Origin of the sequence: Spirosoma oryzae, from assembly GCF_003002825.1 — a bacterium.
Lineage (GTDB): Bacteria > Bacteroidota > Bacteroidia > Cytophagales > Spirosomataceae > Spirosoma > Spirosoma oryzae.
On record NZ_PVTE01000007.1, the window covers coordinates 230,988 to 243,534 of the forward strand.

Consider the following 12,547-nt stretch of genomic DNA (forward strand, 5'->3'; position numbering starts at 1 on the left):
AAAAAAGGCAATCAGACGGATCAAAACAACCACACGAATCACAGTTTAGATAGTCTCGAACTTTGATTCGTCTGATTACTTTGGCCGACTATGATTCAAATAAGGAAATCAGAGCAATCAAAATGATCAGATAAATCAGCGGTTAAGATAGCAGCGATTGACGGTAAGTTTTCAACTCTGAGAACGAAAGCTTGTAGTTCAGGGTCAGCAGGCCATAGGTCAGGCCACCGAGCAGGACTTGGGCAATGGTGTTGACAATGCCTTCGTAGCCAACCAACTGCTTGTAGGCGAAAACGACCAGTACCATAATCAGGCAGAATGCCGTGGGCCAGGCGATGTTGCGTAAGAAGGCACCGAAGAAATCACCGATCAGGTAGTGTACGATGCCGAAGTTGGCGACCAGGTTGAACAGCGTCGACAGGACGAAAGCAGCCGCAATACCCATAACCCCGAAATAGGTGCCGAGGTAATACACCAGCGGGATCTTCACGACCAGTGTCACCAGGTTGAGGTAGAACAGCAGGTTGGGCTTGCCCTTGGTAAACGCCAGCGTGAACAGGGGGTGGCTCAGGCAGGTAAACCAGCCGACAAAGACGAACGGACGAATCAGCTCGATGGTCTTGTCCCAGCCGGGACCGTACACCAGCGGCACGACACTCTCGGCCGTAATGTACAGCCCCGCCAGCAGCGGCATGTTGCAGTAGCTGACAAAGTCCAGAATTTTCAGATACGACTTTTTCAGCTCGGCCGTGCTATCTTTCATCTTGGCCAGAATCGGGTAGGCCACCTGCAAAATGATCGGGTTCAGCTTGGTGATCGGAAAAATCGAGAGCTGATACGCGATGGTATAATAACCCAACAGCTTGACGCCCAGCATGCCGCCGATGAAAATATTGTCGGCATTCGACTGGGCGAACCCAAGCAGGCCGTCGCCGAGATTGTACAGGCCGAAGCGCAGGTGTTCGCCGATGTTACGCAGGTCGAGGGCGAGTGTCGGCAGGAAATACGGCAGGCCGAAAATGACCTGAAAGATGGTCTTGACCGTCTGATTGATCAGCGAGCCAATGATGAGCGACAATTCATGGTAGCCATTGTAGGCCAGCAAAACCGTCGCAATCGACCCGATCACCGTGCCCGCAATGTCGATGATCGCAACGGACCGAAACTTCAGTTCCTTCTGAAGCAGAAACAGGTAAAGCTGCCCGAAATAGACGATCAGAAAGTAATACGACGACAGATGTACGACCCCCGCCAGCTTGGGCTCTTTGTAAAACGAAACGATAAACGGGGTACTCAGGTAGACTGCCACGAAAATGAGCGCGCCCACCAGCAGGTTGAGAAAATACAGCGTCGATAGTACCCGCCGGTCACTCTCCTGCTTGTAGATGATCGAGTTGGAGAAGCCCAGGCTGGAGAAAATGGTGAAAAAGCCGATGACCAGGTTACTGATGCTGACAATACCAAAATCAGTAGGGTCGAGCAGGCGAGCCAGAATCGCCATTTGCCCAAACTGAAAGATGGTCGAAATCACCGTCGCGACGGTAATCCATTTGCCACCGTTCATGGCCTTGTCTTTGTTACTCATTGGTTTGTTGACGGTGTACGTAGTACGGATTGGTTAACTAAGGGATGAAAACAGTATAGACGCTCTTCTATATAGACTGGGAAGCCGCCAAAGCGTCTCTACTGGGTATGGATAATTTTTCGCACCGTACGGCTTTGGCCCTGTTGCACGCTAAGCAGATAAACGCCGTGTGGTAGATTCGCCAGATTGATACGCCCGGACAGGGTAGGGTCTGCTTTCACAAACTGTGCCGATTGCCGCAACTGACCGGTTATGCTGTAAATGTCGACCCGGACGGGTTGTTCGCTGTCGTTGGTCAGGACGATGTCGACGTAGTCGGCCGTGGGGTTGGGAAAAACCTGTAGCGACGACAGATCAGCATGGCTATCATCGATCAGGGGAGGGCCTGCGCCCGGCATTACGAAAACAGGCGTCTCGCTGACGGGAACAGGTACCGTACCGTTCCGACTGACGAGCCGGCTGCGCGTCATCGTACTCCGGCCGATCGTGGGGATGCATAACTGCACGGTGTCGCCACGGGGCACGGGTAAGTTGTACGTCCCCGTTCGTCCCCGCTCATCCCCGATCAGCAGTACGTAGGCGGAGCGCCGTTCGCCCAGGCCCGTCACGGTTGGGCCGGGTTCATACCGGTCGATAATCAGCCGGGCCGGGCCGTTGGTTACACGGACTGTGTCGCTGAAGCGGTACGCCCCCAACAAGTTGTTGACCTGCCGGAGGAAATCGGCAGCGGGTTTGCGGCTCTTGTCGCCATTAATCAATCCCATCGAGCTGAACTGCGTCGGATTCTTGGGGTCTTCGTCGTACAACTGGTAGAAAAACAGCCGGTCGATACCAACGCGGTTGTAGAGCAGGGCCGTCCGCAGAATCCAGTCGGCCTGTGTTTGCTCGACCGTCTTGTCGCCAACGCCGATGGCCCGCAGTGGGCTGCCAGGGTTGGTATCGTAGCCCGCTTCGGTGATCCAGACTGGCCGGTCGTTGGCCAGTTCGTGCGACAGTTGTACGAAGGCGGCTGCCTGCGCCCCCACGCCCGACACTTCCGGGGCGGCTCCGCGCGTGCCACCCCCGTCCTGCGACGTTCCTGCATCGTTGGCGTACAGGTGCTGATTGATGATGTCCCAGCAAAGGTCGATGCTGCCGTCGGCCTTATAGCCCCGAAACTCGCGGCACCAGTCAATCATACCCCGCACGTAATCGGTGGTCGACGCGGCTAGTCCGCCGATGGCGACGAGCATGGCCGGGTCCGCATTTTTTACGCCAACGCCCGGTCCCAGCGTGTTTTTATGGCCGTCGTAGAAGGCGGAGAGGTTGGCTGCATATTCGCGGGCGGTCTGGTAGGCGTTGCGGCCCTTCCAGGTTTTGTCGCGCTCGTTGTCGCATTCGATATACCGGATCAGGCCCAAGCCAATCTTTACCGAATTGATGCCCGCCCATGTCTTCACCGGGCTAACCGTAACCAGCGCCGGGTCGACTTTTTTGTTCTGGCCGTAGCGGGCGGCATACTGAAACGCGACGCGCGCCTGCTCGACGTACGACGCGGGTTTGGTCAGGTCGCGGCCATAGATCGCCGGCACGTTTTCGTAGTCACGCTGCCCATCCGGGTACGTGTTTTCCAGCCACTTCGGCAAGGTTTTCAAACAGGCCAGCACCTCGATGCCTTCGGTCTGCATCCGTTCGTAGATCGCGTCGTAATTCCAGTTGCCGCTAAGCGTGGGGTTGAACGTGTACTGGCCAGGTGTCGATTCCAGCTTTTCCCAGTCCATGTAGTGGCGGATGGCGGTGAATCCTTTCAGGGGCGGGATGCGGGTTTCGTCGACCTGCCAGGACGCTTCGGCGCTTTCGATATTCCACTCGAAGACATTGACCCCCAGTTGTTGTGCCAGGGGCGTGTTCCGGGTCGGCGCGGGTGTCGGAGATAGGCCGGGTTTGTAACTCCCGTAGAATTCAAGTTCGGTGGGATAGGCCCCCGACGTGTTGATGACCAGATAGCGGGCCCCCGTGACTGGCGTGGTGAGGGTAAACACGTCGGGTTTGGACGGGTCCGGGCCAACCCAGGTGTCGTATTTATCCCCGATGAATTGGGCAATCGGGATGCGCTCCCAGGTATCGGTAATGATCGAAATGGTTAGGGGGGCGTCGACGTTGGTACCGTTGCCGTCGTACATGCGAATACGCTCGATGGTCATCTGTTCGCCGGTGCGCAGCGGGTAGTAGGCGTCGTAGTTGGTGAGCAGTTTACCATACCCCGTATTGACCTCCTGACTGGTGTTGCCATCGAAAAGCCCGTCGAGTCCGTTGCTGACGTTGTTGAGCTGGTACCAGCGAGCGCCTACGATTGGGATTTTGGTGGTGTCGGTGGGGGCTTCTGTCCCGGTACTGAGTGCCAGTAGTAGCCGGGGGCGGGGCATCAGGAGTAACAACAGCACCAGCAACACCCCCGTCGAAACGAGTAGCTTTTTCATCAGTCAAGTAAATGTAGCCCGATGGGTTTCCGGGCGGGTTAGTCAGGTACGCGTACTACAGGGCCGGGCGATCGGATCGTCCGCTACGTTGTCAGCGTGCCAGCACTACCTGGCCACGATGCACAATGGGTTTGTCGTTGGGGTCGGCACCCGTCTGCCGATACGTCAGCAGCCAGGTGTAGGTACCGGCTAAACACGGTGTTCCTTTGTCCGTACCGTCCCAGCGCTGGTCAAGCGAATTGCTGTAAAAAACCGGGCTTCCCCAACGGTCATACACGGTCATGGTAAAGGCCGTAGCGCCCGTGAGAAAAACGCCCAGTACGTCGTTGGTACCGTCGCCGTTAGGGGTAAACACGTCAGGAACGAACACCGGCATGGCCGGACAGGACGTACATTGTTTTACCTGCACGTCGTCGATGGCCATATCGTTTCCGCAGCCCAGGTCGCCCTGGTTGTTGATGAGTTTGATGATGACGCCCTCCGTCGAGGCTGGGGTGGTAAACAAGGTTGCGAAGCGGTTCCAGACGGGGGTAGCGCTCAATGGAATCGAGCCAAAGTCAATGTTCTGCAAGACCGTGCCGTCGGCGGCTTCGACGCGGAGGGTCAGGTTCGGTAAGATTGGGTCGGTACAGATGCCCGGTCGCAGCAGGTTGATGCCCCAGAGCGAAAATTCGTAGGTCGTCTGCCCGCACAGGCCCGTAGCGAGTTGCGAAAAGACTTCTCCGGCACCCGGTGCTCCGTTTACGACCATCATCAGCCCGCCCGTTTCACCCGGCGTATGATCCTGAGAAATCGTGTGCCAGAGACTGTTGTAGCACGAACCGTCGACGTGATCCGTCAGCGAATACTGCCCGTCGAGGGGGCAGGCAACGGTTGTCAACTGATAGCGGGTGCGGTTACTGAGAGAAGCCGGAGAGCCCAATCGGCCAAACGATTCATCGACGGCTAATTCGGGCGGACCGCCCGTACACGACTGCGCCCGTAGCGGAGCGCCAGACCATATGGTTAGGACAACGGCCCATCCCAACAGGCAGAGCGTGAACCAGGCGGACCTGATTAGTTTACTACATCGATGGGTTGGGATATGCATGACCGTACTTGTGACGAATTCGTGACCATATCGTCACTTGCCAGGCCCGGTAAGTTAATAGGCATCAGGCTACTGTATGACAGGCGGCTTCAGGCTGCTATTTTTGGCAAAACGACGAGTCAAAGCACGACAAATGGCCTGGGTAACCTGTGAACTGACTGAGCCAATACAATGGCAGTCCATCGGCGAATGGCGTCAGGGGGGCGTGTCTGTAATTGGACTTCCCCTCGGTGACGTAGCCCTTCTTTCCGAAGACAAGCTAAACAGCCTGACACCCGAAGAACGGCAGCGGGCCGATCGATTCCGGCAACCCGCCGACCGGCTCCGGTTTCTCTACGGCCGGTTGTTGCTGCGCTGGGTCAGCTACCGCCTGACGGGGCGTCCGGCTCAACTGCTGACGGGGCCTTACGGTAAACCCGACTTCCCGGCTGATACGGGCTGGCACGTCAACCTGTCGCATGCCGGCGACTGGGTACTGGTAGCGGTCGATCGGCAACCGGTCGGAATCGATGTCGAGTCATCTTCGGTGAACCTGTTGCTCGACACCCTATTGCCGACCATCTGTAGTGCGGCCGAGCAGCATTATGTCCGGGGAAGCCAACATGCCACGGCTGCCTTTCTGCAACTCTGGACGCGTAAGGAAGCGTTGCTGAAAGCCATCGGGCGGGGACTGATCGATAAGCTGGATACCGTACCCGCGCTGGCCGGCCGAACAGTCATTCCGCTAGCTATCGACGCTGGTGAAGTCAACTGGCGCGTTGACAGCTTTGCTGTCGATTCGGTACACACAGCGGCCGTAGCTTACCAGTCTTTTCGTGAATTACCAACCTATTATCGGCTAACGGCATCTGATTTGTTAACGTATCATCGGTTTGGGTGACCGAGCTACCGTGTGTCGGTCATATACATAGCCGTACCGGACGAGTGCATCCTCATTCGACACGTGCTATGTGTTCTCCATGCAACGACTGATACTAAAGGCCCTGTACGTAGTAGCGACGCTCAAGTACCCGCGTATCCGACGCGATCTGCGCTATTTCGTTCGCGATAATTATTTTGCCCGGCTCAATCAGATCCAGTTTTACAAGGCCGATTACGTCGCTAAAAAGCCGTATAAAGTAACGGACTACCACGGCGAGTTCGATCAGGAATTGCGTTACGTGCTGCCCTTTGCGTACTGGCACCAGTGCAACGGAACGCTGAAACAAACCATCTCCTGCACGAATACGAAGGAGTTCTATTATTTCAGCCCCGATCATCAGGAAAAATACCCGAAGCGGGTGTGGCAGGCAGGCTACGACTACTACGACGTACCGAACATGACCCATAGCCCCACGTTCGACTTTTCGAAGTGGAAGCGGGTGCCGTTCAAAAGTCACTATCGGAACGACTTGTTTCGCTACGAAAAACCCTTGCTGGTCATCGCCAACAAATACAATATCGAGTGGGACGGCCCACCGCGTAATTTCCTCGATATTCCAACGCTCGACCGCATCATCAGCCGTTGCAAAACCACGCATCAGATCGTCTATAACCGCCCGCTGTCGTCGCAGATCGTACTCGACAATAGTGAAATCATGGACCTGGGCGAACACGCGTGGATTCGCGAAAACCACCCCGAGGTGCTGTTGATGAACGACCTGCATGAGCAGTATCGCGATCGGGTCAGCAGCTTTAATCACCTGCAACTGCTGGTTTATGCCAATTGCGACCGGTTTATTTCGATGCACGGCGGGACGGCTGCGCTGGCCAGTTATTTCGAAGGAACAAACATCATTCTGTCGCGGCCCGGTGGGGGGATGGAACATCATTTCGACGAGTACAACACCATATTCCCCGCCCTGTCTGGCGCTACCATCCGGCACGCAAAGACGCCCGAGGAGGTGATCGATCTGGTTGAGCAACACTACGGACAAGCCGTCTCATGATTATCGCCCGCATTACGAGTGGACTGGGAAATCAGTTGTTTCAGTACGCCCTGGCTCGCCATCTGGCGCTGAAAAACAAGACCTCGCTTTACGTCGACCTGAGCTATTACCGGCAGGCGTATGAAACCGATACGCTTCGCTCGTTCAAGCTGGATCGGTTCAACACGCACTATCACGTACTGAATGACTCGCCTTTCCTGTACGTCTCGAAGTTCACCAAGCTGTTGCCCAACCGAACGCTGAAGCCTGTGTTTCACTTCGTGCAGGAACAGCAGTTCCACGTCGACCCAAGCGTAGAACAGGCCCGTTCTGCCGTCGTCACACTGGAAGGCTTCTGGCAGTCAGAGCGGTATTTTCGGGCGAGTGCGGACGCCGTTCGACGCGAGCTGACGTTTCAACGGAAACCCGGACCTGACTTTGCGCGGTACGCGGACCAAATTGCGCAAACGGACTGCCCTGTGTCGGTCCACATCCGTCGGGGTGATTACGTGAACCATCCCGAGTTCAGTCAGTCGTTTGGCTTCATCGGGCTGGATTACTACCAGGCTGCGCTGGCCGAACTGAATCGCCGGTTTGTCAACGCGCGGTTCTTCGTGTTCAGCGACGATCCTGACTGGGTAGCCGCTAACCTGCACCTGAGCGCCCCGCATGTGTACGTGCGAAACAGCGGTCCTGACGCCGACGTCGACGACCTGCAACTGATGAGCCTGTGTCACCACCACGTCATTGCCAATAGCTCCTTTAGCTGGTGGGGAGCCTGGCTCAATCCACGCCCCGACAAACTGGTGATTGCACCCCGTACCTGGTTTCGCAACAAACCCACCTGGAATACCGTCGATCTGATTCCCGACACCTGGTTACGACTCTGATCCTGCGATCTGTTTGTCAATACGCCACGCCCATAGCTGTAAATCCCATGAATCTTAAACAATACCTGGACGATCGACCTGCACTGAAACGGTTTATCCACTGGCTACTGATTCGACCTGAACAGGCCCGGCCCCGCCTGTGGGTAAGCTGGCTGGTAAACCCCCTGGTTCACAAACGGGGTGCTTCGTCGCGAATTCGCTCGTCGGTACGGATGGATGTCGTACCGTTCAATGATTTCCAGCTGGGGGCGGGGAGTACGATCGAAGATTTCAGCGTGGTCAACAATGGGGTTGGTGATGTACACATCGGGCAGCATTGCCACCTGGGTATCGGCACTGTCGTTATCGGACCGGTAACGCTCGGTAACAACATCATCATCGCGCAGCATGTCGTGATGTCGGGCCTGAACCACGGATACGAGGACATCGACACACCGATTCGCTACCAGCCGACGATTACCAAACCGATTGTGCTGGAAGACGATTGCTGGATCGGGGCTAACGTGACGATTACGGCGGGTGTGACCGTGGGCAAGCATGCCGTCGTTGCGGGGGGGAGTGTTGTCACCCGCAACGTTGCGCCCTTTACCGTCGTGGGCGGTAACCCGGCCCGTGTCCTGCGTTATTACGATGCGGACACCCGGCGCTGGCTGGCTGGTCCGCTCACAACTGCTCGATAACCGCTTCAAATTCCTCCGCCCGGCGCGCCCAGGAGTTGGCCCGTGCCGTGGCAACGCGCCGATCGCGGCTGGCGGGTTCCCGATCATTCAGGGCACGTTCCAGCGCGTCGGCAAATGCTTCCGGACTAGCCGCCAGTTCGACAATGCCGTTGAAGTCAGTTAGGTTGGAAAAAGGCGTCGATACGACAGGCAGGCCCGCTGCCAGGTACTCATTGATCTTCAGCGGATAGATCGTGTTGGTGTGTGCGTTACAAACGTACGGAATGATGGCAACGCTCATCTGGGCTAGCAGCGCCGGCAGTTGATGAGGCTGGTGGGGCGGTACGAATTCGACATTGGGATAATCCGAAAGCTGTTGCACCTTTGGTTCGTTCACTTCCCCCACGAAGCGAAACAGAACGTCGGGCATTGTCCGCACGCAATGCGCAACCAAAGTAACGTCGATTCTATTATCGGCCGTACCCAGATAGCCAACCACCGGCCGCTCCACCGGCTGCCTGTCGGCCAGGAGCCGGGCCTGATGAAACAGGTCGAAGTTGACGCCGTTTTTTACGCAGAACGCGTTAGGCTGTAGCTGTGCTTTGCTTTGGCACAGGGCATCAGACGTCGTAATAACGGCGTCGACCTGCCGGAGGTAGTCCGGTTCGTAGCGACGCCCGTGACGACCCATCCAGTCGCTGGCTGTAATCTCATCGAAGCAGTAGTAGATCGTACCAGCCTCATTCAGCTTGTGGAGCATGGGCAACCCGAATACCGGATTGAAGCCATTGATGACCAGCGGCCGATGCATGTTCAACTGCGCCATGACGGCCCGTAGACCTCTGACAAGCAGGTTGACGTTATGCTGAATCAATCTGTCGTGCGCAGCGGCCTGGAGCCAGTTGATGGGTAACATCACCGGGGGTTGCCAGACGTGTACCTGGGTTCCGCCAGCGAGTGTCTTCACGGTCAACGCCTTCGCGCGGGACGTAAGCGTGCCGACGGGAACGGCCTGTTTTTTTGCCAGCCCCATCACCAGATCTTTCAGCGTGTATTGATAATCGACATACAGAATGCGGTGCCGGGCGGCCAGTTCGCCCATAAGCTGAACGATGGCTTTTTGAAAATCGCCCTCCCACGGGGTTTGACCGACGCAGACGATGCTATCGAAATCTTTCATAGGGTATTGAGCCGACGAATGGGCTGGCTAATCATAGGTCGGTTGTACGCGTGCGTCGGTCCGCGCCGGATCGAGATCCCAGCGGTAACAGGTCGTGAACAGGACGGACGTAATGCCCAGCAGCGTGCTGGTTGGAAACTGACCCAGCGTGGCGTTGGAGTAACTCATAACGCAGATGCCGAAGAATTCGGCCAGAAAAAGAATCATGGTCGTTTGCAGCCACGGGTCTTTCAACTGCCAGATCTGGTACGTACCGATGCCGATGATGGTTACCAGAATCAGCAGGTAGAGGACCATCCCGACCATCCCCGTCTCGATCCAGAGTTCGACATACCAGCTGTCGGGCGGTATCAGGGCGGCCGGATGATTCGGTGCAAAGCGCGCACCCCACGAACCCGAGGTACCTAAACCAGCGCCGAAGGGCAGATCCTTCATGTACGACTTCAGCCGCTGCTGGTTTTCGATACGCACCATGAACGACGCGTCTTCTTTCGGATGCAGCGCCGTTCGCATGCGCCAGATCTGGTAGTTGGAATCGCCGATGTGGGTGAACATCAAAATGAGCATGAGCGGTCCCATGATGCCGACGCCCCAGAGAATCGTTTTGATGCTTCGGCGTAGCGCGATATAAGCCAGTATACCCCCGATCATTACAAACAGCGCACTCCGCGTGCCCGACAGCGCGTAGGCCCAGAAGAAAATCAGGAAGAGGGGAATGTACAGCAGCCGGTGCCCCGTCGAATGCGTCGCAAAAAGCAGAATGACGGTAATCAGGGTAGCGCCGGCCATTTCAGCGCCGAACTGAGCCGCGTCCGAGTAGAAAGAGAAACAGCGCAGTTGCCCCCAGAGTAAGTGCGTCTTGGCCGCGCCAGCCGCCAGCCACTGGGCTTCGGCATCGGCCAGCCCGATATAATGCTGCTTGAACGCCCAGAAAGCCGCCAGCAAGGACCAGAAAAGCCACATGCGCAGAAACCACAGGATATCCTGCCGGCTGATGGGCATGACCAGCGTCAGAATCACTAACAGGAACCAGCTGAACGAGATCGACCGAACCTTGTAAAACCAGGCCACCGGGTTCGGTACCTCCGGGTTGAAATACTCCAGAATACTGTAGAACAGCCAGATGGCCATGAGGTAGAAAATCGGGCTGCGCAGCCGCTTCCAGTTCATCTGTTTGCCGTTCATGAACGTGGCTACCAGCGTAAACATCAGCACCGCATCGAGCGACAGACCAAGTGGAGCATCGCCCGGTACGAAGCGCATGAAGCCGATCAAAAAGCTCAGCGTCACATAGATCAGCAGGCCGAATTTGGGTTGGAGCAAGATACCAACCACGACGGCCAGTGCCAGGGGGAGCACAACCATGACGGCACCTCCAAGCACGCCAAACGTGCCAATGAGCCAACCCGTCAGCAAGGCCACAAAAACGCTGAGTACGCCGTAGAACCAGCGACTGTCGCGGAGTTGGTCGGCAAGGTGAGCGAGTTGTTCAGCCATGGGTTGGTGTGACGAAGAAACAGGTGATAATCACCGACGAAGATACGGTAAAATCAGGCAGCCCGGCGCGATTTCTCCCACTTGCCCGATAGACCGCCCCTGCGATAACGAAGAAAGCCAGCGAGCACGCATACGTTCATGTACACGAAATAGAACGGCACGAATGTCAGCTTCCAGCGCGTCTGTCGGCTTTCCAGGATGTACCCGACACCCGCAGCGATGTAGAACAGGACCTGCGCCCAGAATAAGCCAATCCAGAGTGGCGGCACGTTCGGCTGGGTAAGCAGTAATATATTGAGTAGCAGCAGTATGGGCAGGCAGAATGGGGTTACGGCCCAGCGCAGAACACGGTGCGAAATGTACTGAAAACTCAGCCAGCCGTAGCGGCCCACCGACAACAGCGGAGCCAGTCGGCGAATGGCCTGAAAACCACCCGTTGCGATACGGACTTTACGTTTGGTTTCTTCGCTGACCGAATGCGACGGGCGTTCCAGCGCGTAAGCATCGGGCGCGTACTCGACGCGATAGCCTTTCTGGGCAATGCGCAGCGAGATAATGAAATCATCCAGCAGCGTGTCGGGTTCGACCGGTTCGTAGAGCGATGTCCGGACGGCGAACAACTCCCCGGCGGCTCCGACGATGGTGTACAGTTGCGCGTCGAGTTTTTTTAGGAACGACTCGTAACGCCAGTAGAGCCCTTCGCCACTGCCCGCTGCCGATTCTTTCCCTTCCGTATTGATGCGTTTCTCGCCCGTAACGGCACCGACGCTGGGGGGGGCGAAGCGGGCCACCAATCGGCTGACCGCTTCCCGATTCAGCGTCGTGTTGGCATCCGTGAAAATGGTAATATCGGTCTTGATCTGACTCATGGCCCGGTTCATCGCGACGATCTTGCCCAGGCGTTCCGTACCTGATATCACCGACAGTGCCGGGATGCTGAGTTGCCGACTGGCCAGATACTCCGCCGAACCGTCTGTCGAGCCTTCGATGACGAACAGCAGATTAAGCTTATCGGCCGGGTAGGTTTGGGCCAGGCAGTTGTCCAGCTTGGCGGGCAGGTAATCGCGTTCGTTATACGCGGGTACCACCATCGTCACACTGGGTAGCGGCTCGACCGGCTGGGCTGGCGGGGCCGCGTAGCCCCGGCGTAACCGGACCAGCACCCAGATAACGATGCCGTAACCCAGGTACGTGTAAAAAACCACAAAAGCCAGCAGCCAGAACAGGACAGAGGCCAGCGAGTACAGACTAATCATTCAGGTACGCTATATCAGTTTGGT

At 56.7% G+C, this 12,547-nt stretch carries 10 protein-coding genes; 4 read left to right on the top strand and 6 right to left on the bottom strand.

Annotated elements, in window-relative coordinates:
- Positions 1–142: 142 nt before the first annotated feature.
- From CLV58_RS10315 to CLV58_RS10325, 3 genes are all read right to left on the bottom strand, one after another.
- Positions 143–1,585 carry an MOP flippase family protein gene (locus tag CLV58_RS10315; protein ID WP_106137710.1) on the bottom strand — a complete coding sequence of 481 codons (1,443 nt, stop codon included), beginning with the start codon at positions 1,583–1,585 and terminating at the stop codon, positions 143–145.
- A gap of 98 nt (positions 1,586–1,683) precedes the next feature.
- The gene (locus tag CLV58_RS10320) at positions 1,684–4,044 is read right to left on the bottom strand and encodes a T9SS type A sorting domain-containing protein (RefSeq protein ID WP_106137711.1); all 2,361 of its coding nucleotides are present in this window, start codon (positions 4,042–4,044) and stop codon (positions 1,684–1,686) included.
- A gap of 91 nt (positions 4,045–4,135) precedes the next feature.
- A complete protein-coding gene (locus tag CLV58_RS10325; protein WP_106137712.1) occupies positions 4,136–5,134 on the bottom strand; it encodes a T9SS type B sorting domain-containing protein in 999 nt (332 codons plus the stop codon).
- Between the two features lie 103 nt (positions 5,135–5,237).
- Here CLV58_RS10325 and CLV58_RS10330 point away from each other — a divergent pair, with 103 nt between their 5' ends.
- The 4 genes from CLV58_RS10330 (at position 5,238) to CLV58_RS10345 (ending at position 8,611) form a co-directional block, all read left to right on the top strand.
- Positions 5,238–6,014, top strand: a complete 777-nt coding sequence (locus CLV58_RS10330; protein WP_211300841.1) for a 4'-phosphopantetheinyl transferase family protein — start codon at positions 5,238–5,240, stop codon at positions 6,012–6,014.
- A 79-nt stretch (positions 6,015–6,093) separates the two neighbouring features.
- Positions 6,094–7,062 (top strand): hypothetical protein, encoded by a 969-nt coding sequence (locus CLV58_RS10335; protein WP_106137714.1) that lies wholly within the window; start codon positions 6,094–6,096, stop codon positions 7,060–7,062.
- A complete protein-coding gene (locus CLV58_RS10340; RefSeq protein WP_106137715.1) occupies positions 7,059–7,931 on the top strand; it encodes an alpha-1,2-fucosyltransferase in 873 nt (290 codons plus the stop codon). Before CLV58_RS10335 ends, CLV58_RS10340 begins: the two co-directional genes overlap by 4 nt.
- Positions 7,932–7,978: 47 nt before the next feature.
- Complete coding sequence (locus CLV58_RS10345) at positions 7,979–8,611, top strand: acyltransferase (RefSeq protein WP_106137716.1); 633 nt, start codon at positions 7,979–7,981, stop codon at positions 8,609–8,611.
- Here the strand turns inward: CLV58_RS10345 and CLV58_RS10350 are convergent.
- Genes CLV58_RS10350 through CLV58_RS10360 form a run of 3 tightly spaced genes read right to left on the bottom strand, consistent with a single transcriptional unit; the run spans position 8,595 to position 12,523 of the window.
- Positions 8,595–9,770, bottom strand: a complete 1,176-nt coding sequence (locus CLV58_RS10350; RefSeq protein ID WP_106137717.1) for a glycosyltransferase — start codon at positions 9,768–9,770, stop codon at positions 8,595–8,597. The two genes, CLV58_RS10345 and CLV58_RS10350, sit on opposite strands and share 17 nt — an antisense overlap.
- 27 nt (positions 9,771–9,797) lie before the next feature.
- Entirely contained in the window at positions 9,798–11,267 is a 1,470-nt protein-coding gene (locus CLV58_RS10355; RefSeq protein WP_106137718.1) for an O-antigen ligase family protein, read from the bottom strand.
- Between the two features lie 53 nt (positions 11,268–11,320).
- Positions 11,321–12,523 carry a glycosyltransferase family 2 protein gene (locus tag CLV58_RS10360; protein WP_106137719.1) on the bottom strand — a complete coding sequence of 401 codons (1,203 nt, stop codon included), beginning with the start codon at positions 12,521–12,523 and terminating at the stop codon, positions 11,321–11,323.
- Positions 12,524–12,547: the final 24 nt, after the last annotated feature.

Coding starts and splice junctions, on each gene's coding strand:
- CLV58_RS10315 (WP_106137710.1), bottom strand. CDS start 1,585: ATGAGTAACAAAGACAAGGCCATGAACGGTGGCAAATGGATTACCGTC.
- CLV58_RS10320 (WP_106137711.1), bottom strand. CDS start 4,044: ATGAAAAAGCTACTCGTTTCGACGGGGGTGTTGCTGGTGCTGTTGTTA.
- CLV58_RS10325 (WP_106137712.1), bottom strand. CDS start 5,134: ATGCATATCCCAACCCATCGATGTAGTAAACTAATCAGGTCCGCCTGG.
- CLV58_RS10335 (WP_106137714.1), top strand. CDS start 6,094: ATGCAACGACTGATACTAAAGGCCCTGTACGTAGTAGCGACGCTCAAG.
- CLV58_RS10340 (WP_106137715.1), top strand. CDS start 7,059: ATGATTATCGCCCGCATTACGAGTGGACTGGGAAATCAGTTGTTTCAG.
- CLV58_RS10345 (WP_106137716.1), top strand. CDS start 7,979: ATGAATCTTAAACAATACCTGGACGATCGACCTGCACTGAAACGGTTT.
- CLV58_RS10350 (WP_106137717.1), bottom strand. CDS start 9,770: ATGAAAGATTTCGATAGCATCGTCTGCGTCGGTCAAACCCCGTGGGAG.
- CLV58_RS10355 (WP_106137718.1), bottom strand. CDS start 11,267: ATGGCTGAACAACTCGCTCACCTTGCCGACCAACTCCGCGACAGTCGC.
- CLV58_RS10360 (WP_106137719.1), bottom strand. CDS start 12,523: ATGATTAGTCTGTACTCGCTGGCCTCTGTCCTGTTCTGGCTGCTGGCT.